The following is a 14893-nucleotide window of genomic DNA, read 5'->3' as shown; positions in this document are numbered from 1 at the left end:
AAATGCTCACTCATCTACGGCGCCTTCACGGGCGAGGGGAAGTGACGCAGGATGAGCCATGAGGCGCTGATCGTCTCGGGTGCCCGTACCGCGATCGGAACCGCCTTCAAGGGATCGCTGGTCGATGTCGACGCGCTCGAACTCGGCACCAAGGCGGTCGCCGAGGCGGTGCGGCGCTCGGGGATCGCCCCCGAGCTCTTCGACGACGTCGTGATGGGCGAGTCCCTCTACGGCGGCGGAGCCATCGGCCGGTACGCCGCGATCGAGGCCGGGCTGGTCAACGCGCCGGGCATCGCCCACAACCGGCACTGCGCCTCCGGGCTGGCGGCGGTGCAGACCGCCGCGTCCTCGATCATCGCCGGGATGGACCGGGTCGTGGTCGCGGGCGGCGCCCAGTCGAGCTCGACCGCGCCGAAGACCAACCGCCGCGTCCCCGGCACCGACGAGTGGGAAGAGGACTGGCTCGCGCCCAGCCACCGCGAGACGCCCGACGCCCCGATCCGGGACATGACGATCACGGTCGGCTGGAACGCCGCGGTGAAGGCCGGCATCACCCGCGAGGAGATGGACGCCTGGGCGCTGCGCTCGCACCAGCGGGCCTTCGCCGGGATCGACTCCGGAGCCTTCAAGGAGGAGATCTTCCCGCTGGAGGTCACCCGCCGGGACGGGACGAGCTTCACCTTCGACGTCGACGAGCACCCGCGGCGCAGCACCAGCCTGGAGAAGCTCGCGTCGCTGAAGCCGCTGCACCCCGAGATCCCGGGGTTCAGCATCACCGCCGGCAACTCGGCGGGCGTGAACGACGCGGCGGCCGCGCTCGTCCTCACCGGTCGCCCGTTCGCCGAGGAGCACGGGCTCGAGCCGCTGGCGACCGTGCGGGCGTGGGGCTCGGTCGGCGTGCCGCCCGCCGAGACCGGCCTCGCGCCGTCGGGCGCCATCACCAAGGCGCTGGACCGCGCCGGGCTGACGACCGGCGACGTCGCGCTCTGGGAGATCAACGAGGCCTTCGCCTCCGTGCCCATCGCCGCCTGCCGGACGCTCGGCCTCGACGAGGGGATCGTGAACGTCCTGGGCAGCGGCTGCAGCCTCGGGCATCCCATCGCGATGACCGGCGCCCGGATGGTGCTCACGCTGATCCACGAACTGCGGCGCCGCGGCGGCGGCATCGGCGTCGCCGCGATGTGCGCGGGCGGCGGGATGGGCAGCGCCGTCGTGCTCGACGTGCCGGCTTAGGCCGCACGCCTCCGCGGCGTCGTCGCGGTCGCCCCGGCGCCTCCTAGACGGCCGGCGCCGCGAACAGAGCTCGGTGCCCTGGAGTGGCGCCCTTCCGGTCAAGGCTCTGACCGGAAGGGCGCCGCTTCGCATCGCCGGACTCGGCCGAGCATCATGGAGGGCGAGCCGGGCGCCGGGTGGACACGCGGCGCGACCGTCGCTGCCAGGTTGACCGGTTCGGTACCCCGAACCAACTAACATGAAAGTATGTGCACACTCAGCAAATGCGGAATCCACGAAGTGGGGGAACACCGTGACTAGCTCCGCCCCCCAGGCATCCCAGCCGGCGGAGAACCCGCCGCGCCCTCGCCGACGGCTCACCGCGGCGGCGCGCAGAAGCTCGATCCTGGCCGCCGCGAGGCGCGCGTTCACCGAGTCCGGTGACATGAGCGGTACCACGATCAAGGTGATCGCCGAGCACAGCGGGATCAGCGAGGGCGTGATCTACCGCCACTTCGAGAGCAAGGACCAGCTCTTCTACGAGGCCGTGGTCGAACCGCTCAAGGAGGCGGTGGACGACCTGGTCGCCGCGACCGCGGCGATCGACCGGGAGCGGCCGCTCACGCCCGAGCTGCAGCTCAAGACGATGACGGGTCTCTACCGGCAGCTCATCTCGACGCTGGAGGAGATACTTCCGCTGCTCGGCTTGGTGCTCTTCGGTGACCCCCAGGTGGCCCGCCGGTTCTACCAGGAGAACTTCGTGGTCGCGATGGACCGGTTGGCCGAGGCCTGGCGCGAGGTCGAGGACCGGTACGGTTTCCCGTTCGAGTCGCCGGACATCTCCGCCCGTGCGGTGTTCGGCATAGCGTTCGTCCTGGCGCTCGAAAGCCACCACAACAGGGGTTTCGACCGCCATCGCGCGGTGTCCCTGATCAGCGAAGGCACCGTCCGGGGGTTCTTCCCGGCCATCGAGCCGGCGCGGAAGCGCAACTGAGCCGGCCACGGGCACCGCGGATCCCCGGGCCCGGCCGGAGCCGGTCGGCCCGCTGCCCTCTGGTGCGATGACGGCCCGTCGTCCTAATATGTAGGTGAGCGTTCGCTTTCTAAGTCGGTCGCCTCCCGGACGACGGCCTCGCGTCCACGTCCGGTGACCGATCGATCGCATGCCCGACGAGGGGACGAGATGTCGGACACCGACACTGCGGCTTTGCTGGTGCGGCTGGTCGTGGGCGTAGTCATGATCGCGCACGGATGGAATCACTGGAAGGGCCCCGGAGGAATTGAGGGAACGGCCCGCTGGTTCGCCGGGCTCGGCCTTCGGCAGGGGAAGTTGCAGGCCTGGACGAGCGTGGTCACCGAGATCGGCGCGGGATTGCTGCTGGTGATCGGTCTTCTGACACCACTGGCGTGCGCGGCGGTCATCTCCGTGATGATGGTCGCGGGCATTCTCGCCCACCGGCCGAATGGATTCTTCGTCTTCAAAGAGGGTTACGAGTACGTCCTCGTCCTGGCGGTGACCGCGCTCGCGCTCGCGATCGCCGGGCCTGGACGCATCTCGGTGGACGCCGCGGCCGGAGTCGAGATGACCGCCTGGGCCGGAGGCGGTATCGCCCTCGGCGTGGCCGTGGTCGGAACCGGCGGGTTGCTCGCTTCGTTCTGGCGGCCGGCCCCGGCGAAAGCCGAATCCCGCGCCTGAACCGGAGCCCACCGTCGCTCCGCCTCGGACAAATCGATGGGCGATCCGATGATTCTCGCGGGAAAGTCGACGTTCATTCCGTCGTGAAATGCCCGCCCGCCGCAGAGGCTTTTAACGCGGGATACTTCTTTCTAATGCCGGGGCGCCCGGAACGCGGCCTGAGAGACGGCCCTGCGGGCGACGGCATGCCGCAGTGGCGCGCCCTGCGTCGCGCCATGGATGTCGGGGCTCGCGGCATGTGGGGCGCGCCCCGGGCAGGCCCTGTCACCCGGACCGACGGCCTCTCATCGGTGCATCGGCGCCGGTCACACCATTGCAGAGTGAGCATTTACTGTCTAAGCTCCCAGTCACTGCTCAACGTGACCTCGGTCACCGTCCCCTGGGAGATGGCATGCACATGCGTCATCGGTTCACGGCCGCACTGGCCGGCGTCTCGCTCGCGGCGGCCGGGTGCGGTGGATCGGCCGCGGGCGTCTCCGGCGACGGCCCGATCAAGCTGGGCATCATGGCGAGCGTGCAGTCGAACTCGATCTCCGACCCCTGGGTTCCGCAGGCCGCCAAGATCGCGGCGGCCGCGGTGAACGACGCGGGCGGGATCTCCGGGCACAAGGTGCAGATCGACTTCTGCGACGACAAGGGCACCCCGCAGGGCGCGTCCCTGTGCGCCCAGAAGCTGCTGATGCAGGACAAGGTCCTCATGATGGCCGGCAACCAGGGCACGATGGAGGCGGCGCTGATCCCGACGCTCAAGGCGGCCAAGACCATCTCGTGGGCCAGCCAGGGGGCGAGCCTGGACGCGCTCAAGAGCGACCGCGTCTACGTGCTCCAGCCCGTGCTCGTGCAGTACCGGATCCTGCCTCAGATGCTCCCGTCCACGACCAGGCGGGTCGCCTACATCTCGGCGGACAGCGCGGTCGCCCGGGAGAGCGGGAAGATCTCCGCGACCTACTTTCCCAAGTCGGTCGGCGTGACGCCGCTGACGGTGGCGCTGACCGCCACCGACTTCCAGCCGATCTGCTTGAAGATCAAGCAGATCGGTGCGGACACCGCGGTCGTCGCGACGGCTCCCGCGCAGATCCCGTCCCTGATCCAGACGTGCCACCAGATCGGGCTGACCGACCTGCAGTGGGCCATCCCGAGCATCGAGCTGACACCGCAGCTGGTCAAGACGGTGTCGGACCTCAAGCAGAAGAACACCGTCGTCATGGCCTTCGGCAAGGCCGCCGTGGACGGGTTCGCCGCCGACGTGGCCAAGTACGGGCCGAAGGTCGGCGGCATCACCAACACGGTCGCCGACGACGCGCTCAACGCCTGGCTCGCGGTCAAGCTGGCGGCGAAGATCATTCCGGCGGCCGGCGGCCCGGACGCGGGCAAGATCAAGGCCTGGCTGGACAAGCAGCGGTCCTTCGACACCGCGGGGGCCACCGCCCCCATCGACTTCACGGCCTCGCCGGTGCCCGGCACGCCGCGGGTCAAGAACACATCGGCGTCCAAGGGCGAGATCTCCGGCGGCAAGCTCGTGGTCACCGACCCGCGGCCCTACACGTTCCGCCCCAACGGATCGTGACAGGCCGAGTGTTCACCATCGCCGGCCAGATTCTTACCTCGGAGCAAAGGTGGCCGGCTCGCCAGTGGCCAGATCCCACACCTGCACCGCCCCTTCGTTGTCGGCGGACACGGCGATGGTCGCGCCGTTCAGCTGACCGATCGCCACCGGATCGGGGTACGCCACCGGATCGGCGTAGGTCGGCTCGGTGGTGATAGGCGCCTTGAGCTGGTCCCAGGCGACCAGGTCCCACACCCGCACCGTGTGATCATCGCCGTTAGAGACGGCGACGGTCTTACCATCCACCTGACCGATCGCCACCGCATCAATGGTGTGGTTGAGGGCGGTAAGGGATACGCCGATTTGCCGCCCGGCTGCCAAGTCCCATACCCGCAGCGTGTCGTCATAGCCTCCGGAGACGGCGACGGTCCTATTGCTCAGCTGGCCGATCGCCACCGCACTGACGGCGTAAGTGTGGCCGGTGAGGGACTTGAGCTGTCTCCCGGCGGCTAGGTCCCATATCCGCACCGTGTTGTCATTGCTTCCGGAGACGGCGATGGTCCTATCGTCCAGCCGGCCGATCGCCACCCCACTGACGGCGCCGGTGTGGCCGGTGAGGGACTTGATCTGTTTCCCTGCGGCTAGGTCCCATATCCGCACCGTGTGGTCGTCGCTTCCGGAGACGGCGATGGTCCTATCGTCCAGCTGGCCGATCGCCACCCCTCTGACGAAGTCGGTGTGGCCGGTGAGGGGTGCGCCGACCGGTTTTCCGGCGGCTAGGTCCCACACTCGCACCGTGTGGTCCTCGCCTCCGGAGACGGCGATGGTCCTACCGTTCAGCTGGCCGATCGCCACCGCTCTGACGGCGCGGGTGTGGCCGGTGAGGGGTGCGCCGACCGGTTTTCCGGCGGCTAGGTCCCACACTCGCACCGTGTGGTCCTCGCCTCCGGAGACGGCGATGGTCCTACCGTTCAGCTGACCTGCCGCCACCGCAAAGACCAAGCCGGTGTGGCCGGTGAGAACGATTGGTCCGCTCGGCCCGGTTGCTTCTTCTGAGTTCTTCGGTTTGTGCGGTTGGCCTTGATCTCTCAGTAGCGAGGCCAGGACCAGGCCGCCGCCGCCGACTGCGGCTACGGCTGTGGCGGCGGTGCCGATCAGCACACGGCGGCGGGTTATCGGGTGCGGTGGCCTCGGGGGTTGAGTCGTTGGAGGTGTACCGCCGCCCATGGTGGGCACCACCGTGGGCTCGGTTTGCGGCCTCTCCTGGGTGAGGGTGGCGGGTGGACGCTGATCGGGTTTCCCCGCGGCGGGAGTGAGGCTGTCGCTGATCAGGGGGCTGCCGGGCGCCGGATCCACGGGTCGGTGCGGGACTGGAGCAAGGCCGCGCAGGGCAGCGGCGACGTCGGATGCGGTAGCGGGCCGGTCGCGGGGGTCTTTGGCGAGGAGTTGCGTCAACACCCGCTCGAGTTCGGGCGGGGCGTCCGGGCGCAGCGCCGAGAGGCGGGGAGGGGCGGCGGTGAGGTGCTGGTGCATCAGGGTGGCCGGGGAGCCGGTGAAGGGCGGCTGGCCGGTGAGCAGCGCGTGCAGTGTGCAGCCCAGCGAGTACAGGTCGGCGCGGGCGTCGACCTGTTTGCCCTCGTACTGTTCGGGGGCCATGTATGCGGGGGTGCCCAGCGTTCCGCCGGTGGCGGTCAGCTGAGTGGTGGCGTCGGCGTAACGGCAGATCCCGAAATCGCAGATCTTCACCCCGCCCTCGGCCAACTCCATCAGGTTGGCCGGTTTGACGTCACGATGCACCACCCCCTTGCGGTGCGCGTAGTCCAGCGCGTCCGCCACTTGCGCCACCAGCCCGGTCGCCCGCTCCACCGGAAGCCCATTCGGGCGGTCGGCGAGCAACGTCCGAAAGTCGGTGCCGTCCAGCAGCTCCATCACGAAGAACGGGTAGCCATGCTGACCGGCCCTGTGCTCGCCGATGTCATGCACCACGGTGATGCCGGGATGTTGCAGACCGGCCGCCACCCGGGCCTCCTGCCGCAGCCGGGCGATCAACCCTGGGGCGCCGTCCAGCTCCGCCAACACGATCTTGATGGCGACCGTGCGGTCCAGATCCTGGTCGGCCGCCGACCACACTTCCCCCATACCGCCGCGGCCGAGCCGGTTCACCAATCGGTACCGGCCCCCCAGCACCTCGCCAGGCTCCACGCCACCGTCCCCTTCGCGCCCTCGCCCATCCGCGACAGTTCACCATCAGGCGAGTGATACAACCGTTCGCGAGCCACAACCGTCGCGACCAGATTGTTCAGGAAACAGACCGATCTGGGCAGGGTTTCGTCCCGATGTTCCGCTACGGCGACCGCAATCGGTCGTCGAACGCCCTCCGGGGCAGGCACACCGGCAGCATCCGGCCCGCCCGGCGTGTCCGCAAGCTGACATTCAGCCGGGACGGTTCCCTCTTGGCCGCTTCCAGTGCAGATACCGTCATGGTGCTGGAGAGGAAGCGCTGAGGAACGCGCCACCGGTACCCGCGAGGGCGCGCTACCTGCACCTCCATTTGCATACACCGTCAGGCTCCTGCCGCCGGCTGGAGAGGCATGGGTTCGGCCGTGGCGATGGCCTGCCGGTGCCGCATGACGTGCGCGGCGGCGTCACGTCCGGCCGCTCCGACCAGACGTCCTTCCCTGCCGTACAGGACGGCGAAGGAGTCCGCTTCGAGGGAGCCGCGGACGACCTGGATCTCGTCCGCGACCTCGGGACGGCCCAGGGCCTGGATGCGCGACCCGTACTGGTCGGACCAGAGATAGGGGACGCCCGCGCCCGGGGCGGCCTTCGGCTCGCGGCCGAGGATCCGCGCGGCGACGCTCCGGGCCTGCTCGGTCGCTCCGGTCCAGTGCTCGTGGCGGACGTGCCGCCCGGCTTCAGGCTCGTACCAGGCGGCCACGTCGCCGACGGCGTACACGCCCGGTACGCCGGTGGCGCCGGTGGCGTCGCAGAGGACGCCGTCCCCGATGCTGAGCCCGGACCCGTCGAGCCAGCCGGTGTTGGGCAGCGAGCCGATTCCCGCGAGGACGAGATCTCCGTGGACCACCCGGCCGTCGGGCAGGTGGACGCGCTCGGATCCGTCCACGTGGTCGACGCGCTGGACCGGGGCGCCCGTGAGGACGCGGACGCCCGCGTCGCGGTGGGGGCGCAGGAGCGCGGCGGCCACCTGGCCTCCCAGAAGGTGGGCGAAGGGGAGCGGCGCGGCCTCGATCAGGGTGACGTCCACGCCGAGCGCGCGGGCGGACGCGGCGACCTCCGCGCCGATGAAGCCGCCTCCGGCGATCACGAGCCGCGGGGCGTCCGCGAGCCGCCGGCGCAGGTGGAGCCCGTCGTCCAGGCCGCGGAGCGTGACGAGCGTGGGCCGCGGTTCGCCGAGGGGCCGCGCGCGGGCGCCGGTGGCGATCACGACGGCGCCGGGTGCGAGGACCCGTCCGTCCGACAGCGCGACGTGCGTGCCGCGCAGCCCGACGGCCGGAACGCCCAGGACGAGGTCGATGCCGCGGTCGGCGTAGTGCCCCGGCTCGCGCAGGAGGATGCGGTCGGGGCCGGTGCGGCCGGTCAGCAGGTCCTTGGACAGCGGCGGCCGGTCGTAGGGCAGGTGCGGTTCGTCGCCGACGAGGGTGACGGCGCCCTCGTAGCCGAGCCGGCGCAGCTCGTCGGCCACCGCGACCCCGGCGACCGACGCCCCGACGATCACGATCTCCCGGGGGGTCATGCGCCGCCGTCCGGACGGTCCCGGTCGTCCAGCAGGACGATCGCCGCGGTCGGGCAGGCGGCGGCGGCCTCGCGGGCCAGGTCGGCGAGCTCGCCCTCCGGGTGCTCGACCAGGACGGTCGCGATGTTGTCGGCGGCCAGGTCGAAGACCTTTCCGGCCACGCTGAGGCAGGCGGCGTAGCCGCAGCATTTGTCTTCGTCGATGGTGACGCGCATGTATGGGAGTCCTTCGCGCTGGTCAGATGATGATCGATAGCACGCCGCCGCTGTCGCGCAGCGTCGCGTGGTCGAGCACGGTCTGCTTCAGGACGATCCGGAGCGCGCCGTCCTCGCCGGGGCGCAGCCGGTAGGTGAGCCTCGCCGCGTACGTGGTGGTCCCGGCGACCCGCGAGCGGTAGACGATCGCGTTGCAGCGCGCGACGACCTCGTTCTCGCCGGGTCCGGGCTCCACGCGGACGTTGCCGATGACGCGGCGGGTCAGCGAGCGGGGGTTCTCGATGTGCGCCCAGGTGCTGAGCAGCCGCTGCACCCGGCCGCGGACGCCCTCCTTGGTGTCGCTGATGAGGGCGAGGTCGAGGTCGGGGTCGCCCTCGGGGTTGTCGGTGGCGGGCACGTAATAGCGCCCGTCGTCGGTGAACAGGTCCCGCCATTCCTCGAGCCGCCACTCGTCCAGCAGGTCGGCCTCGTGGTACAGGAAGTCCTCGATCTCGGCCCTGGTCGCGGCCATGCGCGTGCCCTCCATCAGTGCTCGCCGCCGTTCCCGCCGCCCGGCCCCTCGACGAGGTCGCTCCAGCGGCGCCAGAACGTGCGCATCTGCAGCTCGTCCCAGTTGCGCGGTTCGTCGAGGTCCATCCCGCGGGAGACGTCCGACCAGCCGCCGCCGGGGTCGGAGGCGTAGCCCCGGTGGCACGACTCCAGTGCCTCGTTGTCGTCCGGCGTCGCCAGGCCGGCGGGCCCGAGGAAGGACAGGAACGACTCGTTGCGCACCCGGCGGGCCGCCGGGCTCTCCTCGGCCGGGGCCAGCGACCAGGCGTTGACGTGCATCAGGCCGGGGGTCACCGGATGGTAGGTGCGGATGATCACGGCCATGATGTTGTTGATCGACAGGTTCGGGAACACGTGCATGTTGAAGTCCAGGCCCGCGATCTCGTCGGCCCGCCGGGTGCCGTGCGCGGCGACCAGCCGCCGGTAGGAGTCCTCGACGATCTCCCGCGTGTCCTCGCCCATGGACGGCTTCCAGCGGGCGATCGGGCGCCCCCAGGGCGCCTCCTTGACCGTCACCGCGTGCCCGTTGCCGAGGTCGTAGGCGTAGGACCGCTTCCAGTCGCTGTCGGTGCTGCCGGCGATCTGGTCGCCCCTGCTGCGCTGGACGTCGAGGTAGGTCTTGTGGACGGGGATGGCGTGGTAGCCGTCGAAGCTGTTCTCCACCAGCAGCTTCCAGTTCGCCTTGATGGAGTACTCGTGGCTGCCGGGCGTCACGACCATCCCGGCGGCGGACTGGTCGGCGGTGAGGTCGAGGTAGTACTTGGTTCCGGCGAGGTAGTCCTCCAGCGGCTCGGCGTCCGCGCGGACGTTCATGAAGTAGAACCCGCGGTAGGACTCGACGCGCGCCGGGCCGCGCAGCCGGTGCGCCTCCTTGCTGAATCCCTCCGGGTAGGCGTCCTCGTCGGGCATGGCGACCAGGCGCCCGTCGGTCGAGAACGACCAGGAGTGGTAGAAGCAGCGGAACCTGCGGGCGTTGCCGCGCCGCTCCCGGCAGACTTCGGCGCCGCGGTGGGTGCAGGCGTTGTACCAGACGCGCACCTCGCCGTCCTTGTCCCGGGTGAACAGCACGGGCCGGCCGACGACGGTCCGGGAGACGAAGTCGTTGGGCTCGGGGATCTCGGAGCCGTGCCCGACGTAGACCCAGCACCGGTTGAAGATCGCCTCGCGCTCGCGGGCGAGGACGTCCTCGTCGACGAAGACCGACCGCTGCACGAGGAACGCGTTCGGGTCCCGCTCGTCGCGCACGTACCGGGTGCTGCGCGGCGGGATGCGTTCGACTTCTGGAAGGCCGGTCCCGGCCGCGCCGGCGGTCGTGGTCATGGTGCCGCTCCCTCTGACGAAATCTCATTGGTTGGACCATTCTTAGGAACGACCACTGCCTTGTCAAGGCGGCCGGGGCCGTCCGGGCGCCCTTGACGTGGTCGAAACGGGCATGTCTCAATGGTCCGACAAATGACACGAGGAGGCTCGATGGGTGCTGAGAACGCGGCGAAGCACGAGGGCGGGGCGGTTCCCGCGGAGCGCGGGACGGCCGTGCGGGCCGGCGGCGGCCCCCTCGCCGGGATCCGGGTGGCCGACTTCTCGATCATGATGGCGGGCCCGCTCTGCACCCGGATGCTCGCCGACATGGGGGCCGAGGTGATCAAGATCGAGCCCCCGGAGGGCGACCCGATGCGGACCCGGGCCCCGCTCCGCGACGGGCACAGCGCCTACTTCGGCCACCTCAACGTCGGCAAGCGCAGCGTCCGGCTCGACCTGCGGACCGAGGCCGGGCTGCGCGCCGCGCACGACATCGTCACCGGATGCGACGTCCTCGTGCAGAGCTTCCGGCCCGGCGTGATGGCCAAGTACGGGCTGGACGAGGAGTCCTGCCGCGCGCGCGACGAGCGGCTGGTGTACTGCTCGGTCTCCGGGTACGGCACGCGCGGACCGAGCGCGCACCTGCCGGCCTTCGCGCAGATCGTCCATGCGATGTCCGGGTACGACATGGCCGCGTTCCAGTACCAGAAGGACGCCGTCCGCCCGGCGAGCTGCGGCATCTTCGTCGCCGACGTCCTCGGCGGAACGGTCGCCTACGCCGCGGTCCTGACCGGCCTCGCGGGCCGCGGGCGGACAGGGCTCGGGGACGCGCTCGACGTCTCGCTGCAGGAGTCGATGATGTCGATGCTCATCTTCGAGACGCAGGCCGCGCAGGCACCCGGCACGTGGAAGAAGACCGTGTACCGCCCGGTCCGCGCCAAGGACGCGTTCCTGATGATCTCTCCGGTCACCGAGCGGAACTTCCGGGCGCTGGCCGACGCCATGCGCCGTCCGGACCTGCTCACCGATCCCCGGTTCGCGGCCATCGCCGACCGCGAGCGGCACTGGGACGAGCTCTACGACGAGATCGAGGAGTGGGCCGCCCGGTACACCGCCGCCGAGGCCGAGGAGCGGCTGCTCGCCGCCGGCGTGCCGTCCGGCCGCTACCGGGAGATCGCCGAGGTCCTGGACGATCCGCAGACGGTGAGCCGGGGCACGATGCGCACCGCCGCCGACGCGGCGGGCGAGTTCAAGGTGACCGCGCCCCCGTTCGACGCGGCCTCGCGTCCCCGCACGGCGATGCCCTCCGCCGTCCCGGGGCTCGGGGCGGACACCGCCGGCGTCCTGCGCGCCGTCGCCCGATACGACGATCAACGGATCGAGGCGGTGCTGGCGGGCTGACGCCTCGGTTCCGGTGATCGGGCCACGGCTTTCACCCGGGAATCACGACGACCTTGCCGGGGCCCCGCGCGTCGCGGGGCAGGTCCTGCGCTTCCTGGGCCGCGGCCAGCGGGAACGTGCGGGCGACGGCCGGTCGGACCGTCCCCGCGCGCACCGCCTCGCCCAGGTCCCGGACGGCACCGGCGGCGATCGCGGCGCATTCCTCGCGGGTCCGGGTCCGGAACGTGACACCGGCGAGCAGGAGGCGCTTCCTGGCGAGCTCGTTCATGTCCAGTTGGGCGGTGCGCCCGCCGAGCCGGCCGACGCTGACGAGGCGCCCGCCCAGGGGGAGCGCGGCCAGCGCGCCGGCCAGCGCGGGCGCCCCGACATGGTCGATCACCAGGTCCGCCTCGGGAAGCGTGTCGGGCCACCGCTCGCCGGTCACGACGGCCTCGTCCGCGCCCTGCCGCAGAACCGCCTCCCGCCCGGCGTCGGACCGGACGGTCGCGATGACCCGTCCGGCGCCGAGCGCTCGCGCGACCTGGACGCCGATCAGCCCGACACCGGACGACCCCGCGGTGATCAGGACGCGCTCGCCGGGGCGGAGCCGCCCGGCGCCCGCCATCGCGTCGTACTCGGTCATCAGCCCGAGGGGCAGCGCGCCCGCCGCGACCATGTCCAGCTCGGCCGGGACGGGCAGGGCGAGCCGCGCGTCGAGGACCACCCGTTCGGCGAACCCGCCCGCGCACAGCCCCATCACGCGGTCGCCGGGGGAGAAGCGGGTGACGTCCGGTCCCGTCGCGATGACGGTGCCGGCCGCCTCCATGCCCGCGATGCGGGGTTCGCGCTGGGGGAACGCGATCTGGGTGTAGGCGCCGCGGCGCTGCAGCAGATCGGCGCGGTTGACGCCGCTCGCCGCCACCGCGACCAGCAGCTCGCCCCGGTCCGGGACGGGGGACGGGACGTCGCGCAGTTCCAGCGCGTCGTCCTGGGGTCGGATCACCATCGCCCGCATGTCGGTTCGCCTCCTGCCGTTGAAGTGGGTCACAGGTTAGGTGTATGAATTGAAAATCTCAATGGTAGGACCAAGGAGGTCGAGATGGCCCCGCTTCCCCTGGACGGGCTGCGCGTGCTGGATCTCACGCGGGCGATGGCCGGGCCGTACTGCACGAGCCTGCTCGGCGACCTGGGCGCGGACGTGGTCAAGGTGGAGGCGCTGCCCGCCGGCGACGCCTCCCGCCTGTGGGGTCCCTTCGACGGTCCCCGCAGCGTCTACTTCGACAGCGCCAACCGCAACAAGCGGTCCGTCGCGCTGACCTTCCGGTCCGAGCAGGGGCGCCGGCTGCTGGCCCGGCTCGCCGAGCGCGCGGACGTGATCGTGGAGAACTTCCGGCCCGGGGTGCTGTCCGCGATCGGCCTGGACCCGGACGAGCTGCGCGCACGCAGGCCCGAGCTGGTGATCGCCGGGGTGACGGGCTACGGCCCGGTCGGGCCCGACCGCGACGCGGGCGGCCTGGACCAGATCGCGCAGGGCATGTCCGGGCTGATGTCGGTCACCGGCGACGCCGGCGGCGGCGGTCCGCTGCGGGTCGGCATCCCGATCATCGACATCGTGTCCGGGATGGCCTGCGCGCTCGGCGTCGCCGCCGCGGTGGCGGGCCGGGCCCGGGGCGGCGGCGCGCACGTGCAGACCTCGCTGCTGGAGAACGCCCTCGCGGTGATGACCTTCCAGGCGCAGCGCTACCTGACGCTCGGCGAGGTGCCCGGCCCGCAGGGCAACCACCATCCGGTGATCAGCCCGTACGGGGTGTTCCGCACGGCCGATCGCCCCGTCAACATCGCGGTCGGTTCGCAGCGGCAGTGGCGCGTGGTGTGCGAGCTGATCGGCGCGCCCGAGCTGGCGGACGACCCGCGGTTCGCCGACGTGCCCGCCCGGGTCGAGGCGCGCGACGCGCTCACCGGCGAGCTCGAACGCCGGCTCGGGACCCGGCGGGCGGACGAGTGGATCGCCGACCTGCGCGCCGCCGGCATCCCGTGCGGCCCGATCCACGCGATGGACGGCGTCTTCGCCGATCCGCAGGTCGAGGCGATCGGCATGGTCCGCGACACCGGCTCGGGCCCGCTCATGCGCGGGCCGCTCTGGCTGGACGGGTCGCCCGCGCCCATCCGCCGCACGCCGCCGGCGCTGGGCGAGCACACCTGCGAGGTGCTCGGCGAGGCCGGGCTGACCGAGGCCGAGATCGACGCGCTCATCGCGGAGGGGATCGTCCGGCAGGCCGATCGGGCGGCGGAGGGCGCCGCGGGGTGAGAACGGCGGCGCCCGTCATTGACACCATAAAAGCTCGGACATAACAATGGTCCAACCAAAGGAGGTTTCATGAGGTACGAGAGCCCCTGGCAGGATCTGCGCGGCGTCGCCTTCGCCCAGCGCTGGGTGAACGCCGGCGGCGTCGCCACCCGGGTGCTGGAGGCCGGCGACCCCGCGTCCCCCGCCCTCGTCTTCATCCACGGCACGGGCGGGCACGCCGAGGCGTACACCCGCAACATCGGACCGCATGCGGAGCACTTCCACACGTACTCGATCGACATGGTCGGCCACGGGTTCAGCGACAAGCCCGAGCAGACGTACGGGTTCCTCGACTACGTCGAGCACCTGCGCGCGTTCCTGGACGCCGAGGGGATCGAGAAGGCGTCCTTCAGCGGCGAGTCCATGGGCGCGGGCATCGCCGCATGGTTCGCGCTGACCCACCCCGACCGGGTCGACCGGCTCTGCCTCAACACCGGCGCCGCGCTGTACCTGGCGCCGGAGGTCGTCCAGCGGCTGACGCGGCTGTCCATGGCCGCCGTCGAGAATCCCACCCGCGAGAGCGTCCGCAAGCGGCTGGAGTTCCTCGTCCACGACCCGTCCCAGGTGACCGACGATCTCGTGGAGACGCGGCTCGCCATCTACCGGCAGCCGGAGTTCGCCAAGGCGATGCCCGCGATCCTCGCCCGGCACACCGATCCCGAGACGCAGCGCACGAACGTGATCAGCGAGGAGCAGTGGCGGTCGCTGCCGCACCCCACCCTCGTGCTCTGGACGACCCACGACCCGACGGCGCCGGTCGAGGCCGGCGAGCAGGTGGCCGGCTGGCTGCCCGACTCCAGGTTCGTGGTCATGGAGGACTGCGGGCACTGGCCCCAGTTCGAGGACGCCGCGACCTTCAACCGCGTCCACCTCGACTTCATGCTCGGCCGCTGAC

The 14893-nt window shown here is 71.2% G+C and carries 13 protein-coding genes; 7 read left to right on the top strand and 6 right to left on the bottom strand.

Annotated elements, in window-relative coordinates; genetic code table 11:
* Nucleotides 1–51: 51 nt before the first annotated feature.
* From F8568_RS24645 to F8568_RS24630, 4 genes are all read left to right on the top strand, one after another.
* Nucleotides 52–1233 (top strand): thiolase family protein, encoded by a 1182-nt coding sequence (locus tag F8568_RS24645; RefSeq protein WP_151596063.1) that lies wholly within the window; start codon nucleotides 52–54, stop codon nucleotides 1231–1233.
* 238 nt (nucleotides 1234–1471) lie between these two features.
* Entirely contained in the window at nucleotides 1472–2206 is a 735-nt protein-coding gene (locus tag F8568_RS24640; RefSeq protein WP_151596062.1) for a TetR/AcrR family transcriptional regulator, read from the top strand.
* Between the two features lie 189 nt (nucleotides 2207–2395).
* The gene (locus tag F8568_RS24635) at nucleotides 2396–2908 is read left to right on the top strand and encodes a DoxX family protein (protein ID WP_151596061.1); all 513 of its coding nucleotides are present in this window, start codon (nucleotides 2396–2398) and stop codon (nucleotides 2906–2908) included.
* A gap of 391 nt (nucleotides 2909–3299) precedes the next feature.
* Nucleotides 3300–4475 (top strand): ABC transporter substrate-binding protein, encoded by a 1176-nt coding sequence (locus F8568_RS24630; RefSeq protein ID WP_151596060.1) that lies wholly within the window; start codon nucleotides 3300–3302, stop codon nucleotides 4473–4475.
* A gap of 33 nt (nucleotides 4476–4508) precedes the next feature.
* Here F8568_RS24630 and F8568_RS24625 read toward each other — a convergent pair whose 3' ends face one another.
* From F8568_RS24625 to F8568_RS24605, 5 genes are all read right to left on the bottom strand, one after another.
* The gene (locus tag F8568_RS24625; protein ID WP_151596059.1) at nucleotides 4509–6656 is read right to left on the bottom strand and encodes a WD40 repeat domain-containing serine/threonine protein kinase; all 2148 of its coding nucleotides are present in this window, start codon (nucleotides 6654–6656) and stop codon (nucleotides 4509–4511) included.
* 361 nt (nucleotides 6657–7017) lie between these two features.
* Nucleotides 7018–8208 carry an NAD(P)/FAD-dependent oxidoreductase gene (locus tag F8568_RS24620; RefSeq protein ID WP_151596058.1) on the bottom strand — a complete coding sequence of 397 codons (1191 nt, stop codon included), beginning with the start codon at nucleotides 8206–8208 and terminating at the stop codon, nucleotides 7018–7020.
* Nucleotides 8205–8423: a ferredoxin gene (locus F8568_RS24615; protein WP_151596057.1), complete on the bottom strand. Its 219-nt coding sequence runs from the start codon at nucleotides 8421–8423 to the stop codon at nucleotides 8205–8207. The genes F8568_RS24620 and F8568_RS24615 overlap by 4 nt, the downstream gene beginning before the upstream one ends.
* Before the next feature lie 22 nt (nucleotides 8424–8445).
* Nucleotides 8446–8934, bottom strand: a complete 489-nt coding sequence (locus tag F8568_RS24610; RefSeq protein ID WP_202125297.1) for an aromatic-ring-hydroxylating dioxygenase subunit beta — start codon at nucleotides 8932–8934, stop codon at nucleotides 8446–8448.
* Nucleotides 8935–8948: 14 nt separating this feature from the next.
* Nucleotides 8949–10292, bottom strand: coding sequence for an aromatic ring-hydroxylating oxygenase subunit alpha (locus F8568_RS24605; protein WP_151596055.1), 1344 nt, complete (start codon nucleotides 10290–10292; stop codon nucleotides 8949–8951).
* Between the two features lie 150 nt (nucleotides 10293–10442).
* Between F8568_RS24605 and F8568_RS24600 the strand changes: the two genes are divergently transcribed.
* On the top strand, nucleotides 10443–11672 hold the full coding sequence (locus tag F8568_RS24600; RefSeq protein ID WP_160573742.1) for a CaiB/BaiF CoA transferase family protein: 1230 nt from the start codon (nucleotides 10443–10445) through the stop codon (nucleotides 11670–11672).
* A 31-nt stretch (nucleotides 11673–11703) separates the two neighbouring features.
* Here the strand turns inward: F8568_RS24600 and F8568_RS24595 are convergent, their stop codons facing one another.
* Nucleotides 11704–12657 (bottom strand): zinc-binding dehydrogenase, encoded by a 954-nt coding sequence (locus tag F8568_RS24595; RefSeq protein ID WP_160573741.1) that lies wholly within the window; start codon nucleotides 12655–12657, stop codon nucleotides 11704–11706.
* Nucleotides 12658–12750: 93 nt separating this feature from the next.
* Between F8568_RS24595 and F8568_RS24590 the strand changes: the two genes are divergently transcribed.
* Both F8568_RS24590 and F8568_RS24585 read left to right on the top strand, forming a co-directional pair.
* Complete coding sequence (locus tag F8568_RS24590; protein WP_151596052.1) at nucleotides 12751–13959, top strand: CaiB/BaiF CoA transferase family protein; 1209 nt, start codon at nucleotides 12751–12753, stop codon at nucleotides 13957–13959.
* 69 nt (nucleotides 13960–14028) lie between these two features.
* A complete protein-coding gene (locus F8568_RS24585) occupies nucleotides 14029–14892 on the top strand; it encodes an alpha/beta fold hydrolase (RefSeq protein WP_151596051.1) in 864 nt (287 codons plus the stop codon).
* Nucleotide 14893 lies beyond the last annotated feature (1 nt).

The organism is Actinomadura physcomitrii (assembly GCF_008923205.2).
GTDB classification, from domain to species: Bacteria; Actinomycetota; Actinomycetes; order Streptosporangiales; family Streptosporangiaceae; genus Spirillospora; species Spirillospora physcomitrii.
This window is presented reverse-complemented; position numbering and strand designations above follow the sequence as displayed.